The organism is Rathayibacter sp. AY1B7 (assembly GCF_002932735.1).
Classification (GTDB): Bacteria; Actinomycetota; Actinomycetes; order Actinomycetales; family Microbacteriaceae; genus Rathayibacter.
In genome coordinates this window covers 65,408-79,867 of record NZ_PSWK01000005.1, presented here as the reverse complement: position 1 = coordinate 79,867, position 14,460 = coordinate 65,408, and the positions used below count along the sequence as shown (strand labels likewise).

Sequence of the window (14,460 nt, the reverse complement as noted above, 5' to 3'; positions counted from 1 at the left end):
GGAGTGCGGGTCCTCTCAGGGATCAGGCGAAGAGGCCGGCGCCGAGGAAGTCGGTCTCGTCGCGGGCACCGGGCGGCACCGCGAACACGGCCGAGCCGACGTGCTTCACGTACTCGTTCAGCGCGTCCGTCGCGAGGTTCCGCTGCACGGTGACGAACTGCTCCGGGGAGCGCTGGAACGAGAGGAAGAACAGCCCCGCGTTCAGGCGTCCGAGCTCGTCGTTGCCGTCGACGAAGTTGTAGCCGCGGCGCAGGAGCCGCACCCCGTTGTTCACGCTCGGATGCGCGAGGCGCACGTGCGACTCCTGATCGATCAGCGGGGCACCGGTGGCGCCGGCCGCTGCGAAGTCCGGCTCGGTGGACTCCGTGCCGCCCGAGAGCGGCGCTCCGGACCCCTTGCTGCGGCCGATGACCCGCTCCTGCTCGCCCAGCTGGCTGCGGTCCCACGTCTCGATGATCATCCGGATCTTCCGCGCGACCAGGTAGCTGCCGCCGACCATCCACGCGGGGCCGTCGGAGGAGGGGACCCAGACGTGCTCCTGGACGGCGTCGGCCTCCTCGGACTTCACGTTCGCCGTGCCGTCCTTGAAGCCGAAGAGGTTGCGCGGAGTCGCCTGGGCGGTGGACGTCGAGGAGGTGCGGCCGAAGCCGAGCTGAGACCAGCGGAGCGAGGCCCGGCCGAACGCGATCCGGCTCAGGTTGCGGATGGCGTGCACGGCGACCTGCGGATCGTCGGCGCAGGCCTGGATGCACAGGTCGCCGCCGCCGGCCGACGGGACGAGCGCGTCGCCGCGGAAGCGGGGCAGGGCCTGCAGCTCAGGAGGCCGGCGGTCGGCGAGGCCGAAGCGGTCGGCGCCGGACTCGTCCGTGAAGAGGGTGGGTCCGAAGCCGACCGTGACGGTGAGGGACGCGGCGTCGAGCCCGAGCGCCTCTCCGGTGTCCTCCGGGGGAGCCGTGTCCGGCCCGTCCACCGCGCCGGTCTCGCCGACCTCGAGGCCCTGGGTCATCCGGGAGGCGCCGAGCGTCCAGTCCTTCAGGAGCTCGACGAGGTCCTCGCGCGTGGTGCCCGCGGCGAGGTCGAACGCGGCGAAGTGCAGCCGGTCCTGCGCGGCGGTGGTGATGCCCGCCTGGTTCGCGCCGAAGAACGGCACGGTGCGCGGGGCGGAGGAGGCCGTCGCGCTCGCGGACGATGTGACGGCCACCGTGCCGCCCACTCCGGCGGCCAGCCCGGCCGTCCCCGCCGAGACGAGGCCGAGCAGCCCGCGCCGCGAGAGGCGGCGGGGTTCGTCGGCGGGCTGCTCGGACTCCGTCGGCCGGGCTCCCTCGTGCTGCTCGGCGTCCACTACGCGGTCGGCTCCTCGACGCCCAGCACCGTGTGGGTCAGCTGCGAGAGCGGCTCGGAGAGAGCGTTGACCGCGTCCGAGAGCTCCTTCTTCTGCTCCGCGGTGACGGTGAAGTACGCGGCGAAGCCGGAGTCGATCGAGCCGTACTGCGCGAGCAGGGCGTCGAGCTCGGAGAACCGCTGCGTGATCCGTCCGGTGAGGTCGGCGCCCTCGTCGCCGCTGGCGGTCGCGATCGGCTCGACGTTGCCGAACGCCACCTCCGCGCCCTGGACGTTCGCGGCGAAGTCGGTGAGGTCGGTGCTCGACCACCAGTCCTCCTCGCCCGTGATCTTGCCGGCCGCGACCTCGTCGAGCAGGCCGATGGCGCCGTTGGAGATGTCGCCCACCGAGACGGTGAAGCCGGGCGCGTTCACGAGGTCGGCCAGGCTCTGCACGTCGTCGACGAGGCCCTGGCCGAACTGCGCGCGCTGCTCGGGGGTGGAGGGCGCCCAGTCGAGGAGCGCGCTCGTGCCGTCGGAGTTGAGCGCACCCTCCGCGGGGGCCCACAGGTCCTTCTCGATGCGGTGGAAGCCGGTCCAGTCCAGGCCCTCGGCGACGGCGTCGACCTCGCGGTAGTCGATGCGCGGGTCGAGGTCGCCGAACGCCTCCGCGGTCGGCTCGATCCGCTCGTAGAAGACGCGGGTCGACGCGAAGAGGCCGCGCGCCTTCTCGTCGTCGCCGGCCTCGTAGGCCTGGGCGAACTCGGCCACCGCGGGGAGCAGCTCGCCCACCTGCGACTTCACGTACGCCACGTAGTTGGTGACCGCCGCCTCCGTCGCCGCCTTCTCGTCCGCCGACTGCGCGGTGGCCTCACCGGTCACGGTGAACTCGCTCAGCCCGACCGGGGCGCCGACCTGCTGGAACTTGCAGGCGGTGTAGTAGGTGCCCGGCTCGAGCTGAGCGACGTAGGAGACGCTCTGGCCCGGGGTCACGTTCTCCTTCTCGCCCACGATCCGCAGCTTGTCCTCGGCCAGGATCTCGAACTCGTTGACGTCCGAGCCGCCGTTGGTCAGTGAGAACGTCACCGCTCCCGCCTCGGCGGTCGCCGTCGACACCTCGCAGGCGTCGTCCCTCATCGCGACGTCGAGCGCGACGGAGGAGGAGGACGCGGGGGTGTTCGGCACGCAGCCCGTGAGGATCAGCGCCAGGGCGCCGGCTCCGGCGAGGCCGAGGGTGACGCGGGGGAGGGTGGGACGAGCGCGCGAGGACATGCTTCTCCTGGATCGGGGCGAGTGCGCCGGCGGTGCCGGAGCGGGTCAGACGGAGGTGGGAGCGGGAGCGGCGACCGGGGCCGCGCTGCCCCGTCGCGGGCCGCGCAGGCGGACCTGGCGGACGAACAGGGCACCGACGACGACGAGGTAGAGCAGCCAGGCGGCGAACTGCAGAGCGGTCGGCTCGGGCGTGTAGTTGAAGAGGCCGCCGACCACCGCGGTCACGGGCGGCGGGAGGATCGGGCCGAGCGAGAACAGCGGGGTGCCCCAGCCGGGCAGGAGCGACGCCTCCTGCAGGTCGCCGACGCCGTAGGAGAGGACGCCGGCCGCGACGAGGATGAGGAAGCCGCCCGTCCAGGTGAAGAAGCGCCCGAGGTCGATCCGGACGAAACCCCGGAAGATCAGGTACGCGATGACGACCGAGCTGAGGATGCCCAGCAGCGCGCCGACCGTGCCGACCCACGCGCTGGATCCCGACCCCGCACTGCTCGAGGACACGCCCGCCCAGACGAAGAGCGCCGTCTCGATGCCCTCGCGCCCGACGCTGATGAAGCCGAGGACCACGATGCCGAGGGCCGACCCCGCGACGGCGCCGTCGAGCCGGGACTCGAGGTCGCCCTTCATGCTGCGGGCGTTCGCGCCCATCCAGAAGATCATCCAGGTGACCAGCCCGACCGCGATGATCGAGAGGCCGCCGCCGATGAGCTCCTGAGCCTGGAACGACAGGGTCGAGGGTCCCCAGGTGAGGATCGCACCGGTGACGAGCGAGATCGCGATCGCCGCGGCGATGCCGGTCCAGAGCCGCGGCAGCACGTCGCGCCGGCCGAGCTTGGTCAGGTAGGCCACGAGGATCCCGACCACGAGGCCGGCTTCGAGGCCTTCGCGGAGGCCGATGAGGTAGTTTGCGAGCACGCGTGTTCTCTTGGTCGATGGTGGACGAGGAGGGGGCGACTCCCGCCCCGAGTCGATCCGGTCGGCGGGCCTCCGTTGTTCGGTAAGCCTTGCCTAACCCGGGTCGACTGTAGTCCGCTGCCCGGTCGCTGTCCAGAAGCGCCCGCAGCGGAGGCCGCGCAGGACGAGAGGCGGAGAGTGGACGCGGGCCGGGACGCAGCAGCGGAGCGGGTGGTGGCGGTGCACGCCCACCCCGACGACGAGACGATCACCATGGGCGGAACCCTGGCGCGGCTGGTGGCGCAGGGCGCCTCCGTCACCGTCGTCACCGCCACGCGGGGGGAGTGCGGCGAGGTCATCCCCGAGGACCTCGCTCCGCTCGAGGGCTCGGCCGAGCTGGCCGCGCATCGGACGACCGAGCTCGTCGTCGCCCTGACGGCCCTCGGCGTCGCCGACCACCGCTTCCTCGGCGAGGCGGGCGCCCGCGCACCCGGCCTCGCTCCGCGCGTCTACCGGGACTCCGGCATGCAGTGGGGGCCCGGCCGCGTCCCGGTGCCGCTCGAGCCGGTGCATCCCGCGTCCTTCACCGCCGCGCCCGAGGACGAGGAGGTGGCCGATCTCGTCGCCGTCCTGCGGCAGGTCGATGCGGGCGTCGTGCTGTCCTACGACGCGGGCGGCGGCTACGGCCACCCCGACCACGTCCGCACCGCCCGGGTCGCCGAGCGCGCCGCCGAGCTGCTGGGCCTGCGCTTCCTCGCCGTCCTCCCCGACGCGGCCCCGCCCCTCCCCGGGGACGTCGTGATCGAGCTGTCCGCCGAGGACCACGCCCGCAAGCGCGCGGCCCTCGAGGCGCACGCGACGCAGCTGGTGGTCGAGGGTGACGAGGCCCGCCTCTCGAGCGGTCCGCCGTTCCCCATCGGCCGCATCGAGCGCTTCCGCCCGGTCGCGCAGGCGGGGCGTCCGGCGCCGCTGCCGGAGGAGCGTCCGACGCTGGGATCGCGCGTGCTGTCGGGCGTCGCCGGAGTCCTGGTCGGCGCGGTGGTCGGAGCGATCACGACCGTCGCCCATCAGAGCACCGTGTCGGTCGGCGGTGTCGTCCTCCCGGTCGGCCTCGCCGCCTCCCTCGCCGGCGTGCTGCTGCTCCTGCTCGGGCTGCGCCTCGTGCTCATCGACCGGTTCGTCGCGTTCTGCACCGCGATGGGCCTGCTCGGGATGATCGGGCTGCTCGCCCTGCGCAGCACCGGCGGATCCGTCCTCGTCCCGGCGAACGGCCTCGGCGTGGCCTGGACCTTCCTCCCCGCCCTCATCGCCCTCGTCGTGATCGCCTGGCCGCGGCTGCGGGCGGCCGCTCCCGCCGCCGCCCCGCGGCCCGCGGACGCCGACGCCCCGTCGGCCCCCGTACGATAGACACACTGTTCGAAGGGACCTGGAGCACCGTGACCTACGTGATCGCACTTCCGTGCGTCGATGTCAAAGACCGCGCCTGCATCGACGAGTGCCCGGTCGACTGCATCTACGAAGGCGAGCGCTCGCTCTACATCCACCCGGACGAGTGCGTGGACTGCGGTGCCTGCGAGCCGGTCTGCCCCGTCGAGGCGATCTACTACGAGGACGACCTCCCCGAGGAGTGGTCCGACTACTACAAGGCCAACGTCGAGTTCTTCGACGAGATCGGCTCCCCGGGTGGAGCCGCCAAGGTCGGCGTGATCGCGAAGGACCACCCGGTCATCGCGGCGCTGCCTCCGCAGAGCCACTGAGGCCGCTCCCGTGGCCCTCGGCGCGCTGCCCGACTACCCCTGGGACCTGATGGCGCCCTTCGCCCGCACGGCGGCGGAGCACCCCGGCGGGATCGTCGACCTGTCGATCGGCTCGCCGGTGGACCCGACGCCCGCCCCGATCCGCGACGCGCTCGCCCGCGCGACGGACTCGCACGCGTACCCCACGACCGTGGGCACCCCCGCTCTGCGCGAGGCGATCGCCGCCTGGTACGCGCGGCGGCGCGGAGTCGAGGGCCTCGGGATCGACGAGGTCCTGCCGACGATCGGCTCCAAGGAGCTCGTCGCCTGGCTGCCCTTCCTCCTCGGACTCGGGGAGGGGGACGTGGTCGTGCATCCGCGCGCCGCCTACCCGACGTACGCGATGGGCGCGGCGATCGCCGGCGCCGAGGCGCTCGCCTCCGACGACCCGGCCGAATGGCCCGCGACGACCCGCCTGGTCTGGCTCAACTCTCCCGGCAACCCCGATGGCGCCGTGCTCGACGTGCCCGCCCTGCAGCGCGCCGTCGTGCGTGCCCGTGAGCTGGGGGCCGTGATCGCGGGGGACGAGTGCTACGCCGAGCTCGGCTGGGACGGCCGCTGGGCCGACGAGCCGATCCCGAGCGTCCTCGACCCGCGCGTGGTGGGGGAGGACCGCACCGGGGTCCTCGGCGTCTACTCGCTGAGCAAGCAGTCGAACCTCGCCGGCTACCGCGCCGCCTTCGTCGCCGGGGACGCGGCCCTGATCGCGCGCCTGGTGACCGTCCGCAAGCACGCGGGCATGATCGTGCCCGGTCCGCTGCAGGAGGCGATGATCGTCGCCCTCGCCGACGACGAGCACGTCGCCGCGCAGAAGGAGCGCTACCGTTCCCGCCGCGACCGCCTCCGGCCCGCCCTCGAGTCCGCGGGCTTCCGGATCGACCGCAGCGAGGCCGGCCTCTACCTGTGGGCGACCGAGGGCCGCGCGGCCTGGGAGTCCATCGACCGGCTCGCCCGCCTCGGCGTCCTCGCGGGCCCCGGCGTCTTCTACGGGGAGGGCTTCCCCGAGCACGTGCGCCTCTCGCTGACGGCCTCCGACGAGCGGATCGACGCGGCCGTCGAGCGCCTGTCCGGCGGCCTCTGAGGCGCTCGACCCGGCCGATCCTGGCGGGTTCCGACAAGGACCCGGCCCCAGCGCTGGGCGATGTCACAGTGCCCCCGCTTTGCCCATAGGCTGTATGTGGTTCGGTCGACGGCGCCTCGCGAGGCCCCGGCTGCACCACGATCCAGACCCGGCGCCGCCCGCTCCGCGCGAGCGCTCCCGGGGTGCGACCGCGACGACCTGGGAGGCGTTGTGACCGAATCCGGCACGCAGAGCGACGGAACCGCGACGGTGGGCTCCACGGAGCCCGCGACCGGGAGCGCCACGACGCCGCCTCCCGCGCCGGCGGAGCAGGAGCTCCCCGAGAAGGTCACGCTCACCTTCGGCGACCGCACCGCGGACTTCCCGGTCCTGCGCAGCGTCGACGGCTCCTCGAGCATCGACTTCTCGACCCTGTCGAAGCAGACCGGCTTCATGTCGCTCGACTACGGCTTCGTGAACACGGCGGCGACCAAGTCGCAGATCACCTACATCGACGGCGACCAGGGGATCCTCCGCTACCGCGGCTACCCGATCGAGGAGGTGGCCACCAACGCGACCTACCTCGAGGTGGCCTGGCTCCTCATCTACGGCGAGCTGCCGACGGCCGACGAGCTCGCGGGCTTCGACGAGCGCATCCGCCGCCACACGCTCCTCCACGAGGACCTCAAGCGCTTCTTCGACGCGCTCCCTCACAGCGCGCACCCCATGTCGGTGCTCTCGGCCGGAGTGTCGGCCCTGTCGACGTACTACGAGGACAGCTCCAACCCGAAGGATCCGGAGGCTGTGGAGCTCACCACGATCCGCCTCCTGGCGAAGCTGCCCGTGATGGCGGCGTACGCCCACAAGAAGGCGATCGGCCAGGCGTTCCTCTACCCGGACAACTCGCTGAGCTTCGTCGACAACTTCCTCCGCCTCAACTTCGGCACGATGGCCGAGCAGTACCAGGTCGACCCGGTGCTCTCGAAGGCGCTCGACCGCCTCCTGATCCTCCACGAGGACCACGAGCAGAACGCGTCGACGTCGACCGTCCGCCTCGTCGGCTCCACCGAGGCGAACCTCTACGCCTCCGTCTCGGCCGGCATCAACGCCCTGTTCGGCCCTCTGCACGGCGGAGCGAACGAGGCGGTGCTCACCATGCTCGGCCGGATCCGCGAGTCGGGCGAGAGCGTGTCGACGTTCGTCGAGCGGGTGAAGAGCAAGGAGGAGGGCGTGCGCCTGATGGGCTTCGGCCACCGGGTGTACAAGAACTACGACCCGCGCGCGAAGCTGGTCAAGGAGAGCGCCTCCGAGGTCCTGCAGGCCCTCGGCGTGAAGGACCCGCTGCTCGACATCGCGATGGAGCTCGAGGCCCTCGCTCTCGAGGACGACTACTTCAAGGAGCGGCGCCTCTACCCGAACGTCGACTTCTACACGGGCGTCATCTACAAGGCGATGGGCTTCCCGACCCGGATGTTCACCGTGCTCTTCGCGATCGGCCGCCTGCCCGGCTGGATCGCCCACTGGCGCGAGATGAACACCGACAAGCAGACCAAGATCGGCCGCCCGCAGCAGCTCTACATGGGGTCACCCGAGCGCCACTGGCCGACCGACCGCTGACCGGTCCCCGAGAGCCCGTCCCCGCCGGGGGCGGGCTCTCGCTGTGCAGCGCACCCGCCTCTCGTCAGCCGTCCGAGGCTCGAACCTCTTCTTCGAGGCGGGACGCAGAGCGGCGTGGTCGCCGCGGACTCGATCAGCACGGGTCGTCCCGGGGTGCCGCCTGCTGGGCCCGGCGGCGCCGGACGCCCGTCCTCAGGCGTGCAGGGCGGCGTTCAGCTCGATGCCGGCGCCGGTGCGGGGGAGGACCTCGACAGCTCCGGTGAGTGAGTTGCGGCGGAAGAGCAGGTTCGGCACGCCCGAGAGCTGCACGGCCTTCACGGTCTGCGGGGCGCCGTCGGCGCGCGGCGCTCCGCCGACCACGACGACCTTGGTGCCGGCGGTCACGTAGAGGCCGGCCTCGACGACGGTGTCGTCGCCGAGGGAGATGCCGATGCCCGAGTTCGCACCCAGCAGCGCCCGCGCGCCGATCGAGACGCGCTGCACTCCTCCGCCCGAGAGGGTGCCCATGATGGACGCGCCTCCGCCGATGTCCGAGCCGTCGCCGACCACGACGCCCTGCGAGATGCGCCCCTCGATCATCGAGCTGCCGAGGGTCCCGGCGTTGAAGTTGACGAAGCCCTCGTGCATCACCGTCGTGCCGGGTGCCAGATGCGCCCCGAGGCGGACGCGCGAGGTGTCCGCGATGCGCACCTTCGCGGGGGTGACGTAGTCGGTCAGCCGCGGGAACTTGTCGATCCCGGTGGCCTGGATGCCGTGGCGCCGGAGCGAGGGGCGCAGGCGGGTGAACGACTCCGGCGAGACCGGACCGGCGTTCGTCCACACCACGTTCGGCAGGTGGGCGAAGACGCCGTCGAGGTTCACCTCGTTGGGGCGGACCAGGAGGTGCGAGAGCAGGTGCAGCCGCAGGTAGGCGTCGGACGTGGAGGCGGGCGGCGCCTGCACGTCGATCTGCAGCGTGACCACGTCGATGCGGACCTCGCGGCGCGGATCCTCGCCGGCCTGCTCCTCGAACTCCGCCGGCACGATCCAGGGGTCGCGGCCGGCCGGGATGGTGCCGAGGCGCGGCTCCGGGAACCAGGTGTCGAGGACGGTGCCGTCGGCGGCCACGGTGGCGAGCCCGTATCCCCAGGCGGAGGCGGGCGCGGAGGAGTCTGCGGAGTGCTCGAGGGTCATGCCGATCAGGGTAGCGCGGAGCGTCCGGCCGCTACCCTGGGGCGCATGGCCGATCCGACCACCGCCCCTCCGCTCGATCTGCGCACCGATCCGGTCGCTCTGACGCGGATCCTCTGCGACATCCCGTCCGTCTCGGGCGACGAGCTCGAGATCGCGGACGCGGTGCAGTGGGCGCTCGAGCAGTACGACCACATCGAGGTCATCCGCGACGGCCACACCGTCGTGGCGCGGACGAACCTCGGCCTCGCCCAGCGCGTCGTGATCGCCGGGCACCTCGACACGGTGCCGGTCAACGGCAACCTGCCCGTCGTCGCCGAGACGATCGACGGCGTCGAGCACCTGGTCGGCCGCGGGACCGTCGACATGAAGGCCGGAGTGGCGGTGCAGCTCGTCCTCGCCGCCGAGCTCTCCGATCCGGCCGTCGACATCACCTGGATGTGGTACGACAACGAGGAGGTCGCAGCGGACCTCAACGGCCTCGGCCGTCTCTCCCGGCACCGCCCCGACCTCTTCTCCGCCGACTTCGCCGTGCTCGGCGAGCCGACCAGCGGAGCAGTGGAGGGCGGCTGCAACGGGACGCTCCGGGTCGACGTGGTCACCCGCGGCGTCCGCGCCCACTCCGCCCGCAGCTGGGTCGGCGAGAACGCGATCCACGCGGCCGCGCCGATCCTCGACCGCCTCGCCGCCTACGTGCCGCGCGAGGTCGAGGTCGAGGGCCTCGTGTACCGCGAGGGCGTCAACGCCGTGCGCGTCACCGGCGGGGTCGCGGGCAACGTGATCCCGGACCTCTGCACTGTGCAGGTCAACTACCGCTTCGCCCCCGACCGGTCCGGGGAGGAGGCGCTCGCCCACCTCGAGGAGCTCTTCGAGGGGTTCGAGGTGACGGTGGACGATCTGGCCGAGGGCGCCCGCCCGGGGCTGGACGCACCTCTGGCCCAGGCCTTCCTCGCGGCCGTCGGAGCCGAGGCGAAGCCCAAGTACGGCTGGACCGACGTCGCGCGGTTCTCCGCCATGGGCATCCCGGCTGTCAACTACGGACCGGGCGACCCGCTCCGGGCCCACGCCGACGACGAGCGCGTGGCGGTGCACGAGATCACCGAGTGCGCCGAGGGCCTCCGCCGCTGGCTGACCGCGTCCTCGTGAGCGCGAGCGCCACGGCCGTCCCCGTCCGCCTCCGCCTCCGCCTGGTCCCGTGGTGGGCGCGGGTCCTCCTGGTGTACATCGCGACCCGCGTGGTCACGACGGTGATCCTGCTGCAGTTCGCCGCGCACCAGCTCGCGAACCCGTGGACCGGACCCTCCCCGTCCTACTCGGCCTTCGCGTCGATGTGGGACGGCCGCTGGTACGAGATCATCGCGGCCACCGGGTACCCCGGCTTCCTGCCGATCACGCAGGACGGCCACGTGGGGGAGAACGCCTGGGCCTTCATGCCGCTCTACCCGGGCGTCGTGAAGGCGCTGATGGCGGTCACCGGCCTCACCTGGGCTCCGGCCGCCGTGACCGTCTCCGTCCTGTGCGGAGCCGGAGCCTGCCTCGTCCTGTACCGCCTCTTCCGGCACTCCCTCGGCGAGTCGCAGTCGCTGACGGCGGTGCTGCTGTTCTGCGTGGCGCCGACCTCGCCGCTGATGCAGCTCGCCTACGCGGAGTCGATGGCGATGCTGCTGACCGCGGTCACGCTCCTCCTCCTGGTGCGGCGGCGCTGGCTCGCGGTCGTGCCCGTCGTGCTGCTGCTGGGCCTGACCCGGCCGAGCGGGCTCGCCTTCGCCGCCGCGCTCGGCCTGTACGTCGTCTACCGGTTCGTCCGGCGCCGCACGGAGCCGTTCCCGCGGTCGGAGTGGCTGCCGGCCGTGGGCCTGACGGCGTGGGGGCTCGTGGTCGGCTTCCTCTGGCCCGCCGTGGCGTGGGCCGTCACCGGGTCGATGACCGCGTACACCGACACCGAGCTGGCGTGGCGTGCGGTCTACATCGGCTACCAGGAGCTGCTCCCGCTGACCCCGTGGTTCCAGGGCGGCGCCTGGTGGGGCTCGTGGTGGTTCGGTGCTCCGGCCGTCGGCGTCGTGCTGGTGGTGCTCCTGCTGGCGGCGTTCGTCGGGATCCTCGCCGCACCGTGGACACGGCGGCTCGATCTCTTCAGCCGGGCCTGGGTCGCCGGGTACGGCGTCTACCTGCTGGCGTTCTTCTTCCCGCAGTCGAGCACCTTCCGGCTGCTGGGCCCGATGTTCCCGCTCGTCGGAGCGCTGGCGGTGCCGCGCTCGCCGGTCTTCCGCGTCGCGCTGGTCCTGCTCGGGATCGGCGGCCAGATCGTCTGGATCTCGATCTGCTGGGCCGTCGCCGGATCGGACTGGACTCCGCCGTGATCGTGCCGCGCGCCCGCCCGGCGCGGTGCTCCTCCGGGGACTCCCGACTCCCGCACGGGTATGCTCGTCGGAATGTCTCCCCTCACGCCAGCCGGTGAGCCGCGACACGCGTCGCCCCTCCTCCGGCCGACCCGCCGGCGAGCCGCGGCGACACCCGCCCGCTCCCCGCTGACGACCGCCTCCGCCTCCTCGACGGACCGCGGGCCTCTCGCGTGAGCGCCACCGCGATCGCGCCGGAGACGGAGGACGCCTCTCCGTCCCGCTCCCGCTGGGGTCTGCTCCGGAGGATCCCGTGGTGGATCCAGGTGCTCCTGGTCTTCGCCGTGTCCCGCGTCGTCACGACCGTGATCATGCTCCGTGTCGGCGCCGTGCGTCAGGGCGTCGAGTGGACGGGACTCCGCGACACCTACGTCCGATTCGCGACGACGTGGGACGGCGGCTGGTACGAGCGGATCGGGATGACGGGGTACCCGTCGGTCCTGCCGCTCTCGCCGTCCGGAGCCGTGGAGCAGAACCCCTGGGCGTTCATGCCCGTCTACCCGTTCACCGTCCGCGGCCTGATGAACATCACCGGGCTCGACTGGGCGAACGCGGCGGTGCTCGTCGCCCTGGTCTGCAGTGCAGCGGCGTGCCTGGTGATCTACCGGCTGTTCCGCGTCTCGCTCAGCGAGGGCCAGGCGCTGATGGGGATCGTCTTCTTCTGCGTCGCTCCGACGTCCCCGATCCTGCAGATCGGCTACGCGGAGTCCGGCGGCATCCTCCTGACGGCCGTGCTGCTCCTCCTGCTGGTGCGCCGCAAGTGGATCTGGACGTTCCCCGTCGTGCTGGTCGTGGGGCTCCTGCGCCCGAGCGGTCTCGCGATCGCGGCGATGACGGGCCTCTACTTCCTCTACCGCGTCTGGCGGCACGTGCGCGGCACCGAGCCGTTCGCCCGCCGGGAGTTCGCCTTCACGGTCTCCCTCACGGTCTGGTCCCTCGCGGTGGGGTTCGCCTGGCTGCTCATCGCCTGGGCCGTGACCGGCTCCTTCACCGCCTACACCGACACCGAGCTCGCCTGGCGCAGCGTCTTCATCGGCGAGGGCGAGCTCATCCCCTTCACCTCCTGGTTCGCCGGTGGAGGCTGGTGGGGAGGCCTCTGGTTCGGCTCGCCGATCACGGGCATGGGCATCACCGTCGTGGTGGTGCTCGGATTCCTGGCGATCCTGTTCTCGCGGGCCACGCGCAGCCTCGACGTCTTCTCGCGGCTCTGGGTCGGCGGCTACGCGATCTACCTCTTCGCGTTCTTCTACCCGCAGTCGAGCACGTTCCGCATCCTGATGCCGATGTTCCCGCTGGCCGGGGCGCTCGCGGTGCCGCGGTCGACTCTCCTGAGGGTGTTCGTGGTGGCCGCATCGATCGTCGGGCAGATCGTCTGGGTGCTGCTGTGCTGGGTGTTCACCCCGGGCGACTGGTCCCCGCCGTGATCGGCTGACGCCCGACTTCCGGGCGCGGTTCGGAACACCCCCGCGGATGCACGATAATAGGGGGATACGTCACGAAAGGGGAACTCTATGGCGGCCATGAAGCCGAGGACCGGAGACGGACCGATGGAGGCTGTTAAGGAGGGCCGACTCATCGTCGTGCGCGTTCCGCTCGAAGGAGGCGGACGCCTCGTCGTCTCGGTCAACGATGCAGAGGCGAAAGAGCTGCACGACGCGCTCGCGTCGGTGGTGTCTCCCGCCTGATCCGCACCGTCGTGAACGCCCGTCGCACACCGTGCGGCGGGCGTTCCGTCTTTCCTCGGTCGGCCGCGCTCGTCAGGCGCGGCGCTTGTTGGCCTGCAGCAGGCCGTCGCCGATCGGCGAGAGCACGCTGACCACGGCGGGGGAGGCGCAGACCTCGGCCACCAGCGTGCGGAACGCCGTCGCGATCTCGTCGCGCTGCGCGGGGTTGGCCACGCGTCCGCGCCAGAGCGCGTGGGGGACGAGGACCGTCCCGCCCGGACGGACGAGCCGCAGCGCGTGCTCGACGTTCTCGATGACCTGCAGCGGATCGCCGTCGACGAAGACGATGTCGTAGGAGTTCTCGTTCATCCGGGGCAGCACCTCGAGGGCGCGGCCCGGGATGAGCCGCAGCCGGTTGGGCGAGATGCCCGCCTCGTGGAACTGGGCGCGCGCGTGCTGCTGGTGCACGGCCTCGGAGTCGATCGAGGTGAGCATCGCCTCGGGGGCGCCGTCGAGCAGCCACAGGCCGCTCACTCCGGTGCCGGTGCCGATCTCGATGATGGAGGTCGCGCGCGCCGCGGCGGCGACCAGCGCGGCCTGCGCTCCGATCGAGGGGGAGACGGCGTCGATGCCCAGCTCGACCGAGAGCCGGCGGGCCGAGGCGATGGCCTCCGACTCGACGACCGCGTCCTCGGCGTACTTCCAGTTGGCATCCTTGTCGGACACGGGGGCGCTCCTCTGATCGGTGCACCGAGCGGATCGCGCCCGGGCATCGTCAGGGTACGGTGGCGCGCGGGCTCCGCGAGGGAGGCGCGGCGGGTTAGTGTTGTCCTCGTGTTCGGTCTGACGTTCGACAAGCTCCTCATCATCGGGGTCATCGCTGTCTTCGTGCTGGGTCCCGACCGCCTCCCGCACTACGCCGCCCAGCTCGGGCAGCTCGTGCGCAAGGTGCGCGGATTCGCCACGCAGGCCCGGGAGCGCGTCAAGGACGAGATGGGCGACGAGTTCAACGACGTCGACTGGAAGAAGCTCGACCCGCGCCAGTACGATCCCCGCCGCATCATCCGCGACGCCCTGCTCGAGGACGATCCGGCCCCCACCGTGAAGCCGCCCACCGCTGTCGCCGCTCCGGTCGTGCCGGGCGGCACCGGCTCCGCGCAGGACAGCTACTACACGACGATGCAGCGCTCCGTCTCGTCCGGCACGCTCTCGAGCGTCGCGCCGCCGCCGATCGACTCCGAGGCCACCTGAGCCCTGCTCCGCGAGGAGCG

14 protein-coding genes are annotated in these 14,460 nt (G+C 72.2%); 9 read left to right on the top strand and 5 right to left on the bottom strand.

The features are described 5' to 3' along the window. Window positions 1–22: 22 nt before the first annotated feature. Genes efeB through efeU form a run of 3 tightly spaced genes read right to left on the bottom strand, consistent with a single transcriptional unit; the run spans window position 23 to window position 3,504 of the window. Window positions 23–1,342 (bottom strand): iron uptake transporter deferrochelatase/peroxidase subunit, encoded by a 1,320-nt coding sequence (gene efeB, locus C5C95_RS04545; RefSeq protein ID WP_104323902.1) that lies wholly within the window; start codon window positions 1,340–1,342, stop codon window positions 23–25. Next, window positions 1,342–2,592 carry an iron uptake system protein EfeO gene (gene efeO / locus C5C95_RS04540; RefSeq protein ID WP_104323901.1) on the bottom strand — a complete coding sequence of 417 codons (1,251 nt, stop codon included), beginning with the start codon at window positions 2,590–2,592 and terminating at the stop codon, window positions 1,342–1,344. The genes efeB and efeO overlap by 1 nt, the downstream gene beginning before the upstream one ends. Window positions 2,593–2,637: 45 nt before the next feature. Then, entirely contained in the window at window positions 2,638–3,504 is an 867-nt protein-coding gene (efeU, locus tag C5C95_RS04535) for an iron uptake transporter permease EfeU (protein WP_104323900.1), read from the bottom strand. Between the two features lie 177 nt (window positions 3,505–3,681). Here efeU and C5C95_RS04530 point away from each other — a divergent pair, with 177 nt between their 5' ends. The 4 genes from C5C95_RS04530 to C5C95_RS04515 all read left to right on the top strand — a co-directional run bounded on the left by C5C95_RS04530 (window position 3,682) and on the right by C5C95_RS04515 (window position 7,956). Beyond that, window positions 3,682–4,890: a PIG-L family deacetylase gene (locus C5C95_RS04530; RefSeq protein WP_146076874.1), complete on the top strand. Its 1,209-nt coding sequence runs from the start codon at window positions 3,682–3,684 to the stop codon at window positions 4,888–4,890. Window positions 4,891–4,919: 29 nt separating this feature from the next. Continuing rightward, entirely contained in the window at window positions 4,920–5,240 is a 321-nt protein-coding gene (fdxA, locus tag C5C95_RS04525; RefSeq protein WP_104222984.1) for a ferredoxin, read from the top strand. Between the two features lie 10 nt (window positions 5,241–5,250). Next, entirely contained in the window at window positions 5,251–6,360 is a 1,110-nt protein-coding gene (gene dapC / locus C5C95_RS04520) for a succinyldiaminopimelate transaminase (RefSeq protein WP_104323899.1), read from the top strand. Window positions 6,361–6,570: 210 nt separating this feature from the next. Further along, entirely contained in the window at window positions 6,571–7,956 is a 1,386-nt protein-coding gene (locus tag C5C95_RS04515; protein WP_258063160.1) for a citrate synthase, read from the top strand. A gap of 192 nt (window positions 7,957–8,148) precedes the next feature. Here C5C95_RS04515 and dapD read toward each other — a convergent pair whose 3' ends face one another. Next, window positions 8,149–9,129, bottom strand: coding sequence for a 2,3,4,5-tetrahydropyridine-2,6-dicarboxylate N-succinyltransferase (dapD, locus tag C5C95_RS04510; protein ID WP_104246605.1), 981 nt, complete (start codon window positions 9,127–9,129; stop codon window positions 8,149–8,151). A 45-nt stretch (window positions 9,130–9,174) separates the two neighbouring features. Between dapD and dapE the strand changes: the two genes are divergently transcribed. The 4 genes from dapE (at window position 9,175) to C5C95_RS04490 (ending at window position 13,210) form a co-directional block, all read left to right on the top strand. After that, a complete protein-coding gene (gene dapE / locus C5C95_RS04505) occupies window positions 9,175–10,272 on the top strand; it encodes a succinyl-diaminopimelate desuccinylase (RefSeq protein WP_104323898.1) in 1,098 nt (365 codons plus the stop codon). Next, window positions 10,269–11,486: a hypothetical protein gene (locus C5C95_RS04500; RefSeq protein WP_244229451.1), complete on the top strand. Its 1,218-nt coding sequence runs from the start codon at window positions 10,269–10,271 to the stop codon at window positions 11,484–11,486. The genes dapE and C5C95_RS04500 overlap by 4 nt, the downstream gene beginning before the upstream one ends. A 212-nt stretch (window positions 11,487–11,698) precedes the next feature. Then, complete coding sequence (locus C5C95_RS04495) at window positions 11,699–12,949, top strand: hypothetical protein (RefSeq protein WP_104222988.1); 1,251 nt, start codon at window positions 11,699–11,701, stop codon at window positions 12,947–12,949. A gap of 87 nt (window positions 12,950–13,036) precedes the next feature. Then, window positions 13,037–13,210 (top strand): DUF3117 domain-containing protein, encoded by a 174-nt coding sequence (locus C5C95_RS04490; protein WP_068208299.1) that lies wholly within the window; start codon window positions 13,037–13,039, stop codon window positions 13,208–13,210. A 72-nt stretch (window positions 13,211–13,282) separates the two neighbouring features. Here the strand turns inward: C5C95_RS04490 and C5C95_RS04485 are convergent, their stop codons facing one another. Further along, window positions 13,283–13,915, bottom strand: a complete 633-nt coding sequence (locus tag C5C95_RS04485) for an O-methyltransferase (protein WP_104222989.1) — start codon at window positions 13,913–13,915, stop codon at window positions 13,283–13,285. Window positions 13,916–14,023: 108 nt separating this feature from the next. Between C5C95_RS04485 and C5C95_RS04480 the strand changes: the two genes are divergently transcribed. Continuing rightward, entirely contained in the window at window positions 14,024–14,440 is a 417-nt protein-coding gene (locus C5C95_RS04480; protein ID WP_146076468.1) for a twin-arginine translocase TatA/TatE family subunit, read from the top strand. Window positions 14,441–14,460: the final 20 nt, after the last annotated feature.